Annotated in this window: 14 protein-coding genes; 13 read left to right on the top strand and 1 reads right to left on the bottom strand. The window is 33.2% G+C overall.

Annotated elements, in window-relative coordinates; genetic code table 11:
• Window positions 1–11 precede the first annotated feature (11 nt).
• The 8 genes from ACREVU_RS13515 (at window position 12) to ACREVU_RS13480 (ending at window position 15,076) form a co-directional block, all read left to right on the top strand.
• On the top strand, window positions 12–3,704 hold the full coding sequence (locus ACREVU_RS13515; protein ID WP_431552125.1) for a helicase-exonuclease subunit AddB family protein: 3,693 nt from the start codon (window positions 12–14) through the stop codon (window positions 3,702–3,704).
• Window positions 3,704–7,693, top strand: coding sequence for a helicase-exonuclease AddAB subunit AddA (gene addA / locus ACREVU_RS13510; protein WP_431552124.1), 3,990 nt, complete (start codon window positions 3,704–3,706; stop codon window positions 7,691–7,693). The genes ACREVU_RS13515 and addA overlap by 1 nt, the downstream gene beginning before the upstream one ends.
• Window positions 7,694–7,717: 24 nt before the next feature.
• On the top strand, window positions 7,718–8,968 hold the full coding sequence (locus tag ACREVU_RS13505; RefSeq protein ID WP_431552123.1) for an exonuclease SbcCD subunit D: 1,251 nt from the start codon (window positions 7,718–7,720) through the stop codon (window positions 8,966–8,968).
• A complete protein-coding gene (locus tag ACREVU_RS13500) occupies window positions 8,955–12,566 on the top strand; it encodes an AAA family ATPase (RefSeq protein ID WP_431552122.1) in 3,612 nt (1,203 codons plus the stop codon). The genes ACREVU_RS13505 and ACREVU_RS13500 overlap by 14 nt, the downstream gene beginning before the upstream one ends.
• Before the next feature lie 670 nt (window positions 12,567–13,236).
• Window positions 13,237–13,506 (top strand): DUF1294 domain-containing protein, encoded by a 270-nt coding sequence (locus tag ACREVU_RS13495; RefSeq protein ID WP_431552121.1) that lies wholly within the window; start codon window positions 13,237–13,239, stop codon window positions 13,504–13,506.
• Window positions 13,507–13,607: 101 nt separating this feature from the next.
• Window positions 13,608–14,060 carry a hypothetical protein gene (locus ACREVU_RS13490; RefSeq protein ID WP_431552120.1) on the top strand — a complete coding sequence of 151 codons (453 nt, stop codon included), beginning with the start codon at window positions 13,608–13,610 and terminating at the stop codon, window positions 14,058–14,060.
• Window positions 14,061–14,512: 452 nt separating this feature from the next.
• Window positions 14,513–14,662 carry a hypothetical protein gene (locus tag ACREVU_RS13485; RefSeq protein WP_431552119.1) on the top strand — a complete coding sequence of 50 codons (150 nt, stop codon included), beginning with the start codon at window positions 14,513–14,515 and terminating at the stop codon, window positions 14,660–14,662.
• 132 nt (window positions 14,663–14,794) lie between these two features.
• On the top strand, window positions 14,795–15,076 hold the full coding sequence (locus ACREVU_RS13480; protein ID WP_431552118.1) for a type II toxin-antitoxin system Phd/YefM family antitoxin: 282 nt from the start codon (window positions 14,795–14,797) through the stop codon (window positions 15,074–15,076).
• On the opposite strand, the gene ACREVU_RS13475 is transcribed toward ACREVU_RS13480, so the two are convergent.
• Window positions 15,027–15,839, bottom strand: coding sequence for a nitrilase-related carbon-nitrogen hydrolase (locus ACREVU_RS13475; RefSeq protein WP_431552117.1), 813 nt, complete (start codon window positions 15,837–15,839; stop codon window positions 15,027–15,029). The genes ACREVU_RS13480 and ACREVU_RS13475 overlap by 50 nt on opposite strands.
• A 289-nt stretch (window positions 15,840–16,128) precedes the next feature.
• On the opposite strand from ACREVU_RS13475, the gene ACREVU_RS13470 reads away from it, so the two are divergent.
• The 5 genes from ACREVU_RS13470 (at window position 16,129) to ACREVU_RS13450 (ending at window position 17,615) form a co-directional block, all read left to right on the top strand.
• Window positions 16,129–16,635 carry a sugar transferase gene (locus ACREVU_RS13470; protein ID WP_431552116.1) on the top strand — a complete coding sequence of 169 codons (507 nt, stop codon included), beginning with the start codon at window positions 16,129–16,131 and terminating at the stop codon, window positions 16,633–16,635.
• 92 nt (window positions 16,636–16,727) lie between these two features.
• Window positions 16,728–16,973, top strand: coding sequence for a hypothetical protein (locus ACREVU_RS13465; protein WP_431552115.1), 246 nt, complete (start codon window positions 16,728–16,730; stop codon window positions 16,971–16,973).
• The gene (locus ACREVU_RS13460; protein ID WP_431552114.1) at window positions 16,970–17,104 is read left to right on the top strand and encodes an NAD-dependent epimerase/dehydratase family protein; all 135 of its coding nucleotides are present in this window, start codon (window positions 16,970–16,972) and stop codon (window positions 17,102–17,104) included. The genes ACREVU_RS13465 and ACREVU_RS13460 overlap by 4 nt, the downstream gene beginning before the upstream one ends.
• Window positions 17,105–17,155: 51 nt before the next feature.
• On the top strand, window positions 17,156–17,350 hold the full coding sequence (locus ACREVU_RS13455; RefSeq protein ID WP_431552113.1) for a hypothetical protein: 195 nt from the start codon (window positions 17,156–17,158) through the stop codon (window positions 17,348–17,350).
• Window positions 17,351–17,372: 22 nt separating this feature from the next.
• Complete coding sequence (locus ACREVU_RS13450) at window positions 17,373–17,615, top strand: WaaS/CpsH family glycosyltransferase (protein ID WP_431552112.1); 243 nt, start codon at window positions 17,373–17,375, stop codon at window positions 17,613–17,615.
• Window positions 17,616–17,660 lie beyond the last annotated feature (45 nt).

Genomic DNA, 17,660 nt, shown 5'->3' with positions numbered 1-17,660 from the left:
GATGTGTTTTTGTGAGTTTAAGATTTATTTACGGAGGAGCTGGCAAAGGGAAGAGTACTTTCTGCTTAGAGGATATAAAGCATAGACAAGTGGAAGAACGTGAAAAACCCCTAGTACTTTTAGTGCCAGAACAATTCTCTTTCCAAGCTGAAAAAAACCTTATAAAAGTAGTTGGATCTACAGGAATAAAGAATGTCCAAGTACTTAGTTTTAATAGATTAGCCTACAAAGTATTTGGTGAGGTTGGGGGAATAACCCGAAAACCTATGGATACCTCCGGGAAAGCAATGCTTATTCACAGCATAATGCAAAAGAAGCAAGATGAATTTAAAGTGTTTAGTGCAGCCTCAAGGCAAAAGGGCTTTGTAGATAATGTGGCTGGCGCAATCACAGAATTTAAAAAATATGGAATTTCAGTGGAAGATTTAAATGCGGTAAAAGAAAACTTAGGGGAGTCCCCTTTACTAATAGATAAAATAATGGATTTATCCCTTATATATGGGCAATTTGATAATATTTTAAATCAAAACTATGTAGACCCAGATGACGATTTGACTCGTTTATATAGTGCTATTGATGAATGTGATCTTGATGGTTCTGAATTTTGGATTGATGAATTTACTGGATTTACACCACAGCAGTATGGAATAATAGAGAAATTATATAAAAAGGCCAAAAGGGTAAATATAACCCTTCCATTAAATAGCTCTCGACATTCAAAAGGAATGGAGGAGTCTGATGCTTTTTATTCTATAAAATTTACAGAAGATAAGTTATTAGAAATAGCTCAGTTAACTGGAACTAGCATCGAATCACCTATAGAGCTAGAGGGAAACAAGAAGCATAAATTTAAAGATAATGCAGAGCTTTCTTTCCTTGAGAGAAATTATTTTGCATTTCCCTATACTCCCACTACTGAAAAATGTGAGAATATAAAACTATTTAAAGGGTTAAATTCTTACTCAGAAATAGAACATGTGGCAAAGGATATCTTAAGGCTTTGCAGAGATGAAGATATAAGATTTAATAAAATAGCGGTAGTAACCAGAGATTTACCTTCCTATGAAAAATTAATTAAGGCCATTTTTACAGAATACAATATACCTATATTTATAGATAAGAAAAAAGATATAACAAGTAATCCGCTAATTGTATTAATAACCGGAGCCGTTGAGATTTTCACTAAGAACTTTAGTTATGAAGCAGTGTTTAGATACCTTAAAACAGGTTTATTAGATATAAAGATGGAAAATATAGATATACTAGAAAACTTTGTAATAGCATCGGGTATAAGAGGCAAAAGGAAATGGACGGAACCTCAACTATGGCAGGAAAAGATAGAATTTTATTTTAGAGATTACTACGTTAATAAGGCAGAAGCTGAGGAACTTCAAAAGGATATAGAAAGTGCGGAAACGTTGAAAACGGAGCAAACTGAAGAAATTGAATACTCTATAATAGAAGAGATTAAAAATACAGCAACCAAACAAAACAAAGACTCAGCATCCGAAGAAGTCGAAATGCCAGCAAAAGAAGAAGAAAGTGAAACCGAAAAAATAGAAGCTACCATTAAAATATTAAATGATACAAGGGAAGTTTTCATAAAACCACTAATTGAATTAAATGAAAAATTAAAGGGCAAAAATACCACTATAAAAATATGCACTGCCTTATTTGAATTTCTAGAAAACACAAAGGTAGATAAAACCATAGAGCTCTGGATAGAGGATTTCAAAAGGGACGGTGCCCAGGAGCAAGTCACAGAGTACAGTAAAATATGGAATCTAGTAAACGAGTTATTAGACCAGATGGTGGATGTGCTAGGCAAAGAAATTCTAACACTAGAGGACTTTGTAAAAATCCTGTCACTGGGCTTTAGTAAACATCAAATGGGACTTATTCCACCAGCCTTAGATGGAGTTACCATTAGCTCAGTGGATCGTATAAAAAGTCATGATATAAGTGCCCTATACATTATAGGGGTAAATGATGGAGTGTTCCCAAAGGCAAACAAGGAAGAGGGAATATTTACAGACAGTGACAGAATAATTTTAAAAGAAAACAACGTAGAGCTTGCTAATGATACTAAAACCGAGGTATTTAACGAGCAGTATTTAATTTATGCTACAATAACTATCCCAAGTAAATATTTAAACATAAGTTATCCCATAGCAGATTACGAAGGCAAAACTTTAAGACCTTCTATTATAATATCCAGATTTAAAGCCTTATTTAAGGGCCTCATAGAAGAAAGTAATATAACAGAATATGCGGATGATCTAGGGGATGACCGTGAACTTCGAGAGGTAAGTGCAAAAACCCCAACTTTTAATGGATTAATCTTTGCTCTAAGAAAATACTTAGAAGAGGGTTATATATCTCCACTTTGGATAAAAGTTTATAAGTGGTTTCAAAATGAAGAACATTGGAAAGAAAAGTCCAACACCATGTTCCAGGGCTTTGACTATAAGAATGAAGTCAAAATGCTAGAAAAGGAAAAAGTAAAACTACTTTATGGAGCAAAAAACTATTTTAGCGTATCTAGAATAGAAAAATATGAAGAGTGTCCTTTTGCATATTTTGTGCAATATGGCCTAAAAGCAAAGGAAAGAAAAACTTTTACCTTCTCATCGCCAGATCTCGGAAGTTTTATGCACAGTGTGCTTGATAATTTTTCAAAGCTTGTGGATAAAAGTGAAATGAAATGGGCGGACCTTAATAAAGATTGGTGCGAGAAAAATATAGCAACTATTGTAGAAATGGAAGCGGCGGAAGGCTCCAGTGGGTATATATTAAACAGTTCACCAAGGTATAAGTATTTTACAGAGCGGTTAAAAAGAGTTTTAAAGCGAACTATTTTGGTAATAGTTGAGCAGATGAAAAACAGTGGCTTTGAACCTTTTGGGTATGAAGTATCCTTTGGTTTTAATGAGGGAGATTATCCACCGATTCAGGTAGAACTATCCACAGGAGAAATAGTAAATTTAGTTGGTAGAATTGATAGAGTAGATAAATTGATAAATGAGGGCGAAGAATTTTACAGAATTATAGATTATAAATCTGGAAATAAGGATTTTAAACTATCAGATGTATATTACGGACTTCAAATACAACTACTTACCTATTTAGATGCCATGCTTACAAATGAGAGCCAGCTATCAAAGGAGCCAATTTTCCCGGCAGGTATACTGTATTTTAAAATAGATGACCCAGTAATCAAGGCTAAAAATAATTTAGATGAAGAAGAACTGGAAAAAGCCATAATGAAAGCTTTAAAAATGAAGGGACTCCTACTAGCAGACACTAAAATAATTAGGGAAATGGATAGAAATATTGAGGGAGCCTCTCTAGTTATTCCAGCATCTATTAAAAAAGATGGAGAATTAGGCTCAAGATCTTCAGTAGCAACTAAGGAGCAATTTAATATGCTACTTAATCACGTAAAGGAAAACTTAATAAGTACTTGCGAGGAAATGCTAAGCGGAGAAATAGACATAAAGCCCTACAAGAAAAAGGATATGACCCCTTGTTCTTATTGTGAATACACAGCTATATGCCAATTCGACCCCACATTAAAGGAAAATAATTATAAGATAATAAAGGATAGAAAAGACCAAGAAATATGGGAACTCTTATGTAATGAAGCTACAGAAGAAACAAGATTAAATCTTACAAATCATCAAAAGACAGGAGGGGAAGAGTAATGGATACAAGCGAAATTGTGCCTGTGGAAAAAGCAGTTTCATGGACCGAGGATCAACAAAAGGCTATTTTAACTCGTGACTGCAATATTCTAGTAGCTGCAGCTGCAGGTTCTGGAAAAACAGCAGTACTGGTAGAGCGAATAATAAAAATAGTGACAGACGAAGATAGGCCTACAGATATAGACAAGCTCTTAGTAGTTACCTTTACTAATGCAGCTGCATCAGAAATGAGAGAGAGAATAGCTGCGGCAATCTCAAAAGAGCTTCATAAAAATCCACAAAGTAAATTACTGCAAAGACAATTAACACTATTAAATAAATCTAGCATTACAACTATTCATTCCTTCTGCCTTGAAGTTATTAGGAGCAATTTTCATGTAGTAGATTTAGATCCTAATTTTCGAATAGCAGATGCAACAGAAGCTGTACTTCTAAAGCAGGAAGCTCTAGAGGAACTTTTTGAAGAGAGATACGTAACTATTGCAGAGCAGCAGATACTTAAAGAAGGCGAGAGCCATACGGAATCCGCAAGCATCCTAGAGCCCACGGAAACAACTACATTTAATAACCCAGAAAATTCTAGTTTCCTAAACCTAGTCGAAGCCTATAGCAACAACAAAGAGGACTTAGGCCTTCAAGGCATAGTTCTAAGCCTCTATAATTTTTCAATGAGCTCCACAGATCCAACAAAATGGCTACTACAGGCCGCAGAGGATTTTAACATAAAAGATGGTTATAACCTTAGCGACACTCCTTGGGCAATGGTTTTGATGGAAGACACTAAAATAGAGCTACTAGGCATTGAAAAAGTAATGATAAAGGCATTGAGAATCATAGAGGAAAACGAGGCAATAACCGTGTACAATGATGTCTTTAAAGAAGATTTAGCCTCCATTGCTGATCTTATAAGTGCAGCTAAAAATTCCTTTAAAAACTTAACCGATACCATAGAACTTTTGAGTTTTCCAAAACTTCCAACTATAAGAGGTTGCAAGGACAAGGAAAAACAAAAGGCAGTACAAGACATAAGAAACAAGGTAAAAAAACAACTGCTAGAGCTTCAGGGGCAGATAGTCGCTGCAAATTCAGAAACAGCCATAGAGGATATAAAAAAACTTTATCCTCTCATGTTAGAACTATCACAACTAGTTATAGACCTTCAGGAAAAATATAAACAAAAGAAAAAGGAACGCTCAATAATAGATTTCAATGACTTTGAGCACTATTGCCTCCATATATTAATGCAGAAAAATGAGCAAGGGGAGGTAGTCTTAGATGAGCAGGGAAAACCAGAACCATCCTCTGTAGCCATCCAACTTAGAAATAAATACGAAGAAATTTTGATAGATGAATATCAAGACAGCAACATGGTGCAAGAAACACTATTAAATATAATCTCAAGAGAAAAAATAGGGGCTCCCAATGTATTTATGGTAGGAGACGTAAAACAGAGTATATATAGATTTAGGCAGGCAAGGCCAGAACTATTCCTTGGCAAATATAGTAGCTATTCTAAGGAAGAGGGGGCTAAAACCAGAAAAATAACCCTATACAAAAACTTTAGAAGTAGAGAACCAGTTATAAATGCGGTAAACTATATCTTCAAAGGAATAATGTGCAAAAATATTGGAGACCTTGACTATACAGATGAAGAAGCACTAAATTTAGGCGCTTATTTTGAAGACCTTAAAGATGAGGGAGTAGTAGGTGGACCAGTAGAGCTACACCTTATTGAAAAAGAAGCTGTAGATATAACGCAGGAAAATTCAGATGCGCAAGAGGAAAGTCAGTTTGGTAGCTCTGAAAATGAAGACTTAAGCAAATCGGCAGAGGACGAAACCCCTACAAATATTCAATTAGAAGCTAGAATTGTGGCAAAACGAATAAAAGAATTAATGCTACATAATGATGAAAACGCATTTAAAATTTATGATAAAAATATTAAAGAATATAGATTTGTAGATTATAAGGATATTGTAATATTACTACGTGCCACCTCAAATTGGGCACCCTCATTTTTAGAAGAATTAAAAATTGAAGGCATACCAGTTTATGCAGATACAGGCACAGGGTATTTTAATACCGTAGAAATTCAAATAGTCATGAGTCTCCTTCAGATTATAGATAATCCAAGGCAAGACATTCCTATGCTTTCGGTACTACGTTCTCCTATAGGTGGAGTTACCTCAGAGGAGCTAGTAGATATAAGAATAGGGCAAAGGGAAATTACCTTTTACGAGGCCATGGTAAATTTTCTGCCTAGTGAAGAAGCAGTGCAAGACAAGAATTCAAAGGAATCTGAGCTTGTAAAATCAGAAGCTAAAGCATCAGTGACTCAAGCATCAGTCACCCAAAAACTCACTAAATTCCTAAAAAGATTAGATCACTGGAGACGAATCTGCAAATATATGCCCATTGACGAGTTCATCTGGTATCTATACACGGACACAGGCTATTACGGTTATATAGGAGCCATGCCTGGTGGAATGCAAAGACAAGCAAACCTAAGAGTACTTTTTCAAAGGGCTAAACAATATGAAGAAACTAGTTATAAGGGACTGTTTAACTTTATAAACTTCATAAACAAGTTAAAAGTAAGTTCTGGAGACATGGGCAGTGCTAAAACCTTAGGGGAAAATGAAAATGTAGTTAGGATAATGAGCATTCATAAAAGTAAGGGATTAGAATTTCCAGTAGTATTTTTAAGTGGTACAGGAAAAAACTTTAACCTAATGGATATAAATAAAAGTATATTATTTCATCACGAATTAGGCTACGGACCAGATTATGTGGATCCTATAAGAAGAATTTCCTACCCTACAGTGTTAAAACAGGCATTAAGAAAGAAAATAAAAATTGAAAGTCTTTCAGAGGAAATGAGAGTGTTATACGTAGCATTTACAAGGGCTAAGGAAAAATTAATAATAACTGGGTCAATGAAAAACATAGAGAAAAATATAGCGAGAATGAGCTCAAGTTTAGAAGAGTCCACAGAAAAGCTTGGAGAATATGAAATTCTAAAGGCCAAAAGCTATCTAGATTGGATAGTACCTTCAGTAATAAGACATGAAGATGGAAAGAAACTAAGAGAGTTAATTGGAATAGAAGATGATAACGTAAATCTTTTGCATCATCCATCTAGCTGGCAGGTTAGATTTTGGAATAGAGACGATATAGTTAAGTCGCAAGAAATTGAAGAAGAAACGCTTGTGAGTACAGAGGAAAAGTTATTGAATCTTCAGGAAAAAATTACAGATGATCAAAATGTGGAAGAGATAGATAAAAGGCTTGGCTTTAAATATAAATATGAAATGTCCACAAAAATGCCTACAGTACTTACAGTAACAGAGCTTAAGAGGAAATTTAATGTAGAGCTTACGCAGGGCGATTCAGAAACTATGTATATGCCAAAACTTATAAGCAAACCGAAATTTTTAGAAAAAACAAAGGGCTTAACTCCAGCAGAAAAAGGAACCGCTATGCATGCAGTGGTGCAAAGATTAGATTTGTCCAAAGTTGAAAATAAGGATGAAATAGATGCGCAAATTCAAATTTACGTTGAAAAACTCTTATTGTCAGACGAGGAGGGCAAAGCAGTACGAGCCGCGAAAATAGTGAAATTATTTAAAACAGAGCTTGGGCAAAGAATGGTAAAGGCTTATGGGTTAAATAACTTAAAAAGAGAAGTTCCCTTCCATATGGAGATAAGTTCTAGTGAAATTTATAAAAATCTTCCAATAGATATATATGGAGAGGAAAAAATAATGCTCCAAGGAATAATAGATTGTTATTTTGAGGAAGACGGAGAAATAACTTTAGTGGATTATAAAACGGATTCTGTGAAAAATGGTGAGGTTAGTGCTTTAGTCGAAAAATATAGGTCTCAGCTAGATTATTATGCAAGAGCCTTGGAAACAACGCTGCAAAAGAAAGTTAAAGAGAGATACCTATACCTATTTAGTATAGATGAAGCCGTGAAAGTAGAATAAAAAGGGAAGAAAGGAGTGGCATTTATGAGAATACTTCACACCTCCGATTGGCATCTGGGAAAAACCTTAGAGCAATACAGTAGGCTAGAAGAACAGGAAGAATTTCTAGACGAATTTGAAGAAATAGTGGAAAAAAATGATATAGATTTAGTTATTATAGCTGGAGATATTTATGACAATGGGAATCCTCCGGCAAAGGCAGAATCAATGTTTTATAAAACCCTTAAGAATATAACTAAAAGTGGCAAAACTGCAGTGCTAGTCATTGCAGGTAATCATGATAATCCAGAGCGGTTAGTAGCAGCTAGTCCCCTTGCTTATAAGCATGGAGTAATACTTCTAGGTGAACCAAAAAGTATAGCAAGGCAAGGTAGCTTTGGAGAAGAAGACTTAGATAATAAATATGAATTTGAAATAGTAGAAAGCGGAGAAGGCTATATAGAGCTTAGTATTAGAGGGGAAAGAGCAGTTATTATAACACTGCCTTATCCAAGTGAAAAAAGGCTAAATGAAGTACTTTCCGAAAGCTTAGATGATGAGGACAGACAAAAGAGCTATTCTGATAGAATAGGGCAACTTTTTGAAAAATTATCTGCTAAATATAGAGATGATACCATAAACTTAGCAGTATCTCATCTCTACGTTATGGGTGGAGAGGAAAGTGGATCAGAAAGAAGTATACAACTGGGGGGGAGTCTTTCAGTCTCACCAGCTATTTTTCCAGAAAAGGCGCAGTATTCTGCCTTAGGACATCTTCATAGACCGCAAAAAGTTCCAGGAACCTCAGGAAAGATAAGATATTCCGGCTCTCCGATTCAATATAGCAAAAGTGAAATAAACCATAGTAAGGGTGCTTTTTTGGTAAATGTTCAGGCGGGAAGTGATGCTGAAATATCCCAAATCATGTTTAGAAACTACAAGCCTATAGAAGTATGGAAATGTAGTAGCGTAGAAGAGGCCCTGCAAAAATGTGAAGCAGAGGGCGAGAGAAATATTTGGGTATACCTTGAAATAAAGACAAAAGAAATAATAAGCACAGAGAATATAAAGGAAATGAAAAGGTTAAGGCGTGACATAGTTTCCATACAGCCTATATTAGAAGGCCTTGATCAGGAAGAAGACTTAGTGGAGAGCCTAAGGGAAAAATCCATGGAGGAAATGTTTAAAGAATATTTTATAAAAGAAAAAGCAGGACTAGAGCCTTCCAAAGAGTTAATGGATTTATTCTTAACCATAGCATACGACGAGGAGGATTCGTTAAATGAAACCAGTTAATCTTAAAATAAAGGGCTTAAACTCCTTTGTAGAAGAGCAAACTATAGAATTTTCAAAGCTTACAGAAAAAGGACTTTTCGGTATTTTCGGTCCTACAGCTAGTGGGAAATCCACCATTTTAGATGGAATAACCATAGCTCTTTATGGGAAAGTATCCAGAGACACCAAGGAGTTTGTAAACACAGAGACTAATGTGGTAGAAATAAGCTACGACTTTGAAATAGGACTAGGGAAAACTCGAAAGCTTTATAGAGCAGAAAGATGCATAAAGAGGCTGAAAAATGGATATTTTAAAACTGCCTATGCAAGGCTTATAGAAATAGACAAAGAAAACTCTGAAAATAACCAGGTGCTAGCAGAAGGACCAAGGGATTTAGAAGAAAAAATCATAGATATTATAGGACTGAAAGTCGAGGATTTTACAAGGTCCGTAGTACTACCTCAAGGTAAATTTAATGAATTTTTAAAGCTTTCAGGAAAAGATAGAAGAAATATGTTAGAGCGAATCTTTGCCCTAGAGAAATACGGTACAAAGCTCTACGAAAAAATAAGAGTAATCAAAACTGAAAACCTAAAAGCCAGAAATGAGCTAGATGGAGAGATGAAAGGTTACGAAAATGTAAGTGAAGAATCTCATAAGGAGATAAAATTATCTTTAGCCAGTTTGAAAAATGAAGAAAAAGCTCTTAGAACTGAAAAAAACACTTTAGATAAACAATATCAGGAGTATAAAACACTTTTCGAGCTTCAACAAGAAAAAAATCAGTATGTTAAAACAGCACAAGAGTTAAAGCTTCAGGAAGTAGATATTAAAAACAAAAGTGAAAAATTCACCAAGGGAAGCGCAGCATTAAATGTAAAACCCTTTATTGACAATGTGATGGAAACTAAAGATAGCTTAGCTATAAACAAAGTCACTCTTGAAAAATTAAACACTGCACTTTTAGATCTAGGTAATAGGCTAAATATAACTAAAGCCTCTTATGAGGTTGCCATAAACAATAAAAATAGCAGACTTCCTATTTTAATTGAAAAGGAAGTAAGCCTTAAGCAAGCTACAGCTATTCAAGAAAAAGTAAACTATTTAGGGACTGAAAGGCAGAAGCTTTTAGACCGACATAAACAATTTTTGATAAATATAAATGAAAAAACAATTAATTATAACTTGATAGGAATAAGTAAAACAGAGGCGGAAAACAATTTAAAAATAACAGAAGATAATCTAAATGAAATAGAGATACTTCCAGAATATAGAGAGAAACTTCAGTATGCCTACAATAGTGAGCTAGAAGTTTCCGCCACTACGAAAAATGTAGAAGCTTTTAAAAATAAACAAGAGGGTTGCCTAAAGGCTGTTAATCTAACTTCGGAAAGATATAGTAAGGCTCTGTTACTACAGCAGGTTAGTGGGAATAAATTAGTGGTTTTAGAAGAAAAAAGTAAAGCCTTAGCAGATAATTTCCCGGGAGATAATAATTTGTTGTTAGAAAAGCAAAATGCCTTTAGCACACTTAGAGATAAGCTAGAGAAAGCTGTAGAAAACAATAAATTAAAGGCTGAGCTTGAAAAAAAATACAATATTAAAAGTTTAGAAAGTGCAAAAGTAAGTGAGAATTTAAAAAATAGGTCAAAAGCTATAGAAAACGCAAAAGCTCAGATTAAAATTATAGAGAGTGAAATAAAAGAAATAGAGTTAGGAGGCATGGCAGCAGTTTTAGCTTCTAATTTAAAAGAAGGAGAACTATGCCCAGTATGTGGATCTCTTCATCATACTCATTTAGCAGAGGTAGCAGTAAACATTGACCTAGATGACAAGAAAAAATCAAAGCAAACACAGGAATTAACTTTAGAAAAACTAGTTAAAGAGCTTCAAGCAGAGCAAATTAAAAATGCAGAACTTTTAAGAGATGTGGAGTATATAAATAATAGTTTGGTAGAGGTTTCTGAAAAACTAGGTGACCTAAACATTGATGATTTGCAGCAGCAAAAAAGCATAAGTGAAGCATCCTTACTTGAGTTTAGAAAAACCTTAGAAGATTATAACAAGGAAAAAAATCAGCTAGATGCAGCCTTAATTGTGTTACGTGAAGAGAAAGGTAAGTTAGACAGGTCAGAAGCTATTCTCCAAGAAGGTCTGAAAAAAGAAAATGAAGCAGCAGTAGCAATAGAGGCAGAGCTGTGCATTACCACAGAAAAGCTAAAGGAAATAGTAGCAAAAGACATGCTTTTAAAAGAAGATTTGCAAAAACAAGAGAATTTATCTAGGGCAGGGGCATCCACTAAACAAAAACAAAGTGCAACGATTGTATCAATAAGTGAAAAAATACAGCAACTTAAAGCCACAGATAATCAAGTTATAAAATTAACTGCTAGTTCTAGGAAGCTTAGATTAGCATTGACAGCGCTAGAAAAACAAAGGGCTGAAGTAGACAAAATTTTAAAGGACCTCACTACCTCAAAAACAGAAATAGAAACCAGTGGCAAGGAAAAAAGAGCGGAAATAGATCGCTTGGCTAAACAAATTGAGGAATTATGTGGATTCAAGCCTTCAGAGGACCTAACCCCTAAAATAGAAATAGAAAAGGTAAGAAATGAAATTAAAGACATAACCCTTAAAGAATCAAATTTAAAAGCAGTTTTAGATAGAGAAAATATAGAAATGCAAAACCTACAAACCCAAAAGACAAGTAGTGATAAGGAAAACGTAATGCTTTTAAAAGTTTTAGCTACAGCGGAGGAAAAATTAAAATTATCTCTTAGTGAGAACTCCTTCCAAAGTATAGAGATAGTATCCTTATACTTAATTACAAAAGATGCGCTTATATTATTAGAAAAAGAAATAAAAGACTATGAAACAAAAGTGGGTAGAATTTTAGATAATTTGCAAAGAGTAGAAAAACTTCTGAATGGTAAAGAAATAGATCCAGTTTTCTTTGAAGAACTAAAAGGAAAAATACAAGTACTTCAAACTGTTTTAGAAGAGAAAAATAAGGCTGTAGGTGCTGAAAGTAGAGCCCTAGAGGAAATGGAAAGGAAACTTCTAGAATTCGCAGCACTTATAAAAAAGAAAGGCGAAATAGAACATATGCTGGGCCTTTTAAAAGAACTTGATAACTTAATTCAAGGGAATAAATTTGTGGAATATGTCGCCATGAAGCAGCTAAAATATATATCCTTGGAAGCTTCAAAGCGCTTAAAGGAAATAACAAGAGGACGTTATGCCTTGGAGCTTGACTCTGATGGAGCATTTGTAATGAGGGATGATTTTAATGGAGGTACTAGACGTGAAACTAACACCCTATCGGGTGGAGAAACCTTCTTAACCTCATTATGTCTAGCACTAGCACTATCCTCACAAATTCAATTAAAAGGCAGTGCTCCACTAGAGTTCTTCTTCTTAGATGAAGGGTTTGGAACTTTAGATACAGATCTATTAGAAATAGTAATGAATTCACTTGAAAAGCTTCATTCTAGTACTTTGTCTGTGGGAATAATAAGTCACGTGGAGGAACTTAAGAATAGGGTGCCAATAAAACTAATAGTTACTCCAGCAGAACAAGGTCAAGGAGGGAGCAAGGTTAAACTCGAGTATACGTAAAAGTATACCATTTCTCCTGCGTTAATTGCAAACGAGCTTGAAACTGGAAATTTGATTAAGAAATTCTAATGCTTTGCGAAAATAAATTTTTCTAACGCTCACACTCGCCGTTCTGGCTCGGGTTCGCTAGCCTGCCGTCCTGGCAGGCTTACGATAAATTTATTTTAGCAAAGCAAGAATTTCTAAATCAAACTTCAACAGTTTCTGCGCTTCTTATTACAATTAACTCCAGAGAAATTTTATACAATTACGTGGCGAGTTAGCCTGTGCACTTTTAAAAGTGAAGTTTACGATAAAAACAAGAAATTCGAATAGGATCCAAGTAATCGAACCCTAAAGTGTTTTAGCCGGTAGGCTGTGTTTACTATGTATCATGCTGAAAAAAATTAAAATAAGAAATTCCGAATAGGATTAAAGTAATCGAGTCTTAAAGTGTTTTAGCCGGTAGGCTGTGTTTACTATGTATCATACTGAAAAGATAAAAATAAGAAATTTCGAATAGGATCTAAGCAATCGAGCCCTAAAGTGTTTTAGCCGGTAGGCTGTGTTTACTATGTATCATGCTGAAAAAAATTAAAATAAGAAATTCTGAATAGAATTTAAGTAATCGAGCCCTAAAGTGTTTTAGCCGGTAGGCTGTGTTTACTAGAAATAAATTGGAGGAAAACACATGAAATTTTTATTGTATTATATTATAGCTATAAACTTATACGGAATTTTCGTTATGTATTCAGATAAGAAAAAATCACAAAAGGGAAAATGGAGAACGCCAGAAAGCACCATATTTACTATAGCTTTTGCTTTTGGGGCATTGGGTATATTTATGGGCATGCGCTTATTTAGGCATAAAACTAAGCATAAAAAGTTTGTTATAGGAATACCTTTAATACTGATAGCTGAATTGTTTATATTCTTTACATATATTTATAAACTATTGTAAGTTCCATAATTTAAGCTTTGAAATTATTGCCTTTTGAGGGTATAATAAATATAATATTGCATTGAAAGATACACAAGATACAATAGAAAGGTGGTAATAGTATGGACAAAGAAACCATGGAAATGTTTAGCAAAATGTTAGATAGTAAATTAGGAGATTTAGAGAATAGATTGGACACTAAATTAGTGGCTATCGACAATAGATTAGATGTTATAGATAATAGATTAGATGTTATAGATAATAGATTAGATAAAAATACTATTTTACTAGAGCATTTGACAATTAAAGTTGAAACTATGGCAGAAGTACAAAAGTCTCATATGGAGCAAGATGAAAAGGTTCATAATAATATAGTGAAAAACTTTGACGAAAAAATTGAAGTTATAGAATTGGCTATAAAGGACACTTCAAAAGATGTTAAAGAAATTAAAAATGATATAAATCATGTATCAAATGAGGTTGAAGTTGTAAGTGAAAAAATCGAGTATATTGGTATGAAAGAATTCAATAATGAACGTGAATTGTTCATGATGAAAAAGAAGCTTTCACAGTAGAATTATATTTAGACTTATTTCTTGCCTGTGTATAACTATTCTGATAAAGAGAATAAATTCTTATAAGAAATGGTCATACTAGCACTCTATGGCATATTACATGTATATTTAAACAAAGTTATCCTCTTTATGTGGATAACTTTGCTTAAATTGTGGATAAATTTTTAATTGTCTGAAAACAAATTATCTGAAAATATATAATATTATTAACTTATTCACTAATAAAATAATCTAAATTTACTATTATTATTAATTTTTTGAAGAAATTCTTTTCAATTTTTGTCATAAATAATATCGAAATACTTATTACAATACAGCACTTCTTTTATACCCCCATTTAGCCTGAAGATCTTTCTAATCTGAGAGAATTTTTTCTCTGAAAATTTAGATTAAATAAAAAATAAATTAATTTTAATTTATCAAAAGAACAAGAACTGGCTGTGAATATAGCAATGAAAACTCTTGATGGTGGAAGAATAGGTGTGGCAGCGCAAGGACTCGGTCTTTCTGGTTCAGCAACAAAGATATTTAAATCCTGGACTGAAGAAATAACGGGTATGGGCGAGGTTGTAGATTTACCATATAAAGAGGCTGCATCATAACATTTTCTTTGTATACAAAGGATAGTATGCCTACTTATAGTGCTATCGGTAAAAAAAGATCCTGTATATTTTGTAAATAATTATGACATAATAATGTACATATTTATAAAAAAATAAAAGAGGTGATTTCGAATGCCACTAATAAGACCAATAACAGATTTGAGAAATACAAATGAAATATCTGAAATGTGCCATAAAAGTAAAGAACCCATTTTTATTACTAAAAATGGGTATGGTGATTTAGTAATAATGAGTATAGAAACATATGAGTCCCAACTTACCGTAGTGGGTGCGTATAAAAAACTTGCTGAAGAAGGAGCACATATTTCAGTGGGGATGAGTTTACTAGAATGTGAGGAACTTTTCAATAAGTTGATGAGTCAACAGGAGGATAAATATTATCGGAATACATAGTACAATACAGCCCTTCTTTTCTATCTTCTTTAAGGTTAAAATTTTCTCTAATCTGAGTTACGTTTTCCACAGATATATCAGCTATAATTAAGCCATCATCCATATATAAGCTACTTATTATATTCCCAAGTGGATCTATGATCATGGAGTCGCCGCTGTAGGTTAATCCATTTCCTTCACCAACTCGGTTTATACCTGCTATATAACATTGATTTTCTATAGCTCTTGCTTGTAGTAAGGTAATCCAATGCTGGCGACGTTCTATTGGCCAGTTAGCTGCAAGGGTAATTAGGTGAGCAGTTTTTGAAGCTACCTGAAAGATTTCGGGAAAGCGTAAATCGTAACAGATTAAAGGGGCTATAGTAAAACCAAAAGCATTAAATGTGTTTATTTGGCTTCCACTTTGGTAAAATTCAGTTTCTCCTCCAAAGGAAAAAGGATGGATTTTAGTGTAATTTACAAGTTCATCTCCACAAGGCGACACTACAGAGTATTTATTTTTACTATTAGCGGTGCCGTCTACATATCCAAAGCCTATTAAGATATTAAATTGACTACTGATTTTCTTAAAAAATTCTATTGTTTCATTGTTGGTTTCTCCTATAAAAGAAGTATTCATAGAAAAACCTGTTAAAGCCATTTCAGGGAAAAGTATTATATCTACATTTTCATCAGCTGCTTGTTTTATGAATTGTATTGCAGTTTCTTTGTTGGTGGATTTATCTTCCCAAGCAATATCAAATTGGGCTAGTGCTAATTTCATTTAATCAATCCCTTCTATATTCAGTATATATATAATCATATTATATAATAATAGTGATAGGAAACCAATATTATTTAAGCGAATCTAATGTACATTATTTGGCTATTAATAATTTAATATAATACATAAAAAATCAGGAGTTTATAACTACTGTTTTTTTTCGCGTGGGTTCTAAAACATGCCATTATATTACTGAGCTAACAATAAGTTTGACTAAACTTATTATGAAATAAAGAGTTAAATGAATTGTTGCATAATAAGCCAGTAATTTGAAAAACAAAAGGTTGTTATGGATAAATTATTAGACAGTACAATTAGTTTGCTTATTTTAGTGGTACTATTACCATTATTTTTGATTGTGGGAATAATGATAAAGTTAACTTCAAAAGGACCAGTATTTTTTACTCAGATGAGAATAGGTAGAAATAATGAATTGTTTAAATTCTATAAGTTTAGAACAATGAAAATTGGAACTCCTGATGTATCCACTGATAAACTTGATAGTTCAAAAAGTTATGTAACTTTAATTGGAAAATTCTTAAGAAAATCTAGTCTAGACGAACTTCCCCAATCAATTAATATACTTAAAGGGGATATGACTTTTGTTGGACCAAGACTTGCTTTATACAATCAATATGAGCTTAAAAAAACAGTGCATGACGTTTATTATTTAAATAATAAATCATTGGCACTTGATGTAAAAATTTTATTTAGAACAGTATTTAAAGTTATAAAAGCAGAGGGAATAAATGATGATGGACTCAAAACGCGTAGGTCTAAAGATTATTCAGCATAAATTAAGGGAAAGCTAAAATATGTTATTTAAAATGGTATAGAGGGAGTAATGATATATGAAAAAGGTATGATCATTATATATTTCTGAAAAATATGATTAGTGGAGGACTTACGCATTTATCAGTTATGGGTAAAATGCATGAGATTGGATATTGGGAAGGACCTATTGATGAAAATTCACCCACTAATCCTTCTTCATTATGTGGTATAGCTAAGAATAGTTTAAGGCAGGCTATAGAGCTGCTTGCGAAAGACGATAAAAAAATAAAATTACAATATGGCGCATTTGATGATAGAGAATATGATTCATTAGCTGTATGGGGAGACAATAAAAGATGAGTAAAGTTTTAATAACTGGAGGAGCAGGGTTTATAGGAAATTCTGTGGTTGATAACTTATATAAAAAAGGAAAGTATGAGATCGTTGTTCTGGATAGTTTTTCGGAGCAAATTTACTTGAGGTTATATTAAAAAATAAGTTGCCTATCAAGAAAATAATTCTTTCTTCATCACGATCTGTATATGGAGAGGATAAGTAGAGCTAAAGAGTTATGTGAATTTAAACCCGAATATACTTTTGAAAAAGGTATGGAAGAGTTTACAACATGGGTGAAGTTACAAAATAGTGAAAGTGGCTTAGAAAAATCAGATGTTTTTTTTGAACATTCAATAGATGAAATGAAAGAAACTGGAATGCTGATTCAGGCTAAGAGGTGAAGGAATATGAGTAAATTTGACCATGAGAACTATTGAGACATTGGGCGCTAGAAGAAAGATGGTTACTACCAATATAAATATTGTGAAATACGATTTTTATAATGAAAATAATATATTTGTAATGGATGAGAATGATTTAGGTGAAATAGAAGAATTTATTAATAACAAGTATGTATCTATTAATGATGATGTTTATGAAAAATATAGTTTGCATAACTGGGTACAAACAATTATAAATGGAAGAAATAATAATTATCTTAGATAGTTTATTAATATATAAATATATAATAATATATAATAATATATAATA

Origin of the sequence: Clostridium sp., assembly GCF_050717535.1 — a bacterium.
In the GTDB taxonomy this organism is placed as follows: domain Bacteria; phylum Bacillota; class Clostridia; order Clostridiales; family Clostridiaceae; genus Clostridium_AD.
Note: the sequence above shows the minus strand (reverse complement) of the source record. Positions and strands in the feature narration are given on the sequence as shown.

Bases quoted from the DNA above. Each gene is read 5' to 3' on its own strand.
- addA (WP_431552124.1), top strand. From the start codon at position 3,704: ATGGATACAAGCGAAATTGTGCCTGTGGAAAAAGCAGTTTCATGGACC.
- ACREVU_RS13505 (WP_431552123.1), top strand. From the start codon at position 7,718: ATGAGAATACTTCACACCTCCGATTGGCATCTGGGAAAAACCTTAGAG.
- ACREVU_RS13500 (WP_431552122.1), top strand. From the start codon at position 8,955: ATGAAACCAGTTAATCTTAAAATAAAGGGCTTAAACTCCTTTGTAGAA.
- ACREVU_RS13495 (WP_431552121.1), top strand. From the start codon at position 13,237: ATGAAATTTTTATTGTATTATATTATAGCTATAAACTTATACGGAATT.
- ACREVU_RS13490 (WP_431552120.1), top strand. From the start codon at position 13,608: ATGGACAAAGAAACCATGGAAATGTTTAGCAAAATGTTAGATAGTAAA.
- ACREVU_RS13485 (WP_431552119.1), top strand. From the start codon at position 14,513: ATGAAAACTCTTGATGGTGGAAGAATAGGTGTGGCAGCGCAAGGACTC.
- ACREVU_RS13480 (WP_431552118.1), top strand. From the start codon at position 14,795: ATGCCACTAATAAGACCAATAACAGATTTGAGAAATACAAATGAAATA.
- ACREVU_RS13475 (WP_431552117.1), bottom strand. From the start codon at position 15,839: ATGAAATTAGCACTAGCCCAATTTGATATTGCTTGGGAAGATAAATCC.
- ACREVU_RS13470 (WP_431552116.1), top strand. From the start codon at position 16,129: ATGGATAAATTATTAGACAGTACAATTAGTTTGCTTATTTTAGTGGTA.
- ACREVU_RS13465 (WP_431552115.1), top strand. From the start codon at position 16,728: ATGATTAGTGGAGGACTTACGCATTTATCAGTTATGGGTAAAATGCAT.
- ACREVU_RS13460 (WP_431552114.1), top strand. From the start codon at position 16,970: ATGAGTAAAGTTTTAATAACTGGAGGAGCAGGGTTTATAGGAAATTCT.
- ACREVU_RS13455 (WP_431552113.1), top strand. From the start codon at position 17,156: ATGGAGAGGATAAGTAGAGCTAAAGAGTTATGTGAATTTAAACCCGAA.
- ACREVU_RS13450 (WP_431552112.1), top strand. From the start codon at position 17,373: ATGAGAACTATTGAGACATTGGGCGCTAGAAGAAAGATGGTTACTACC.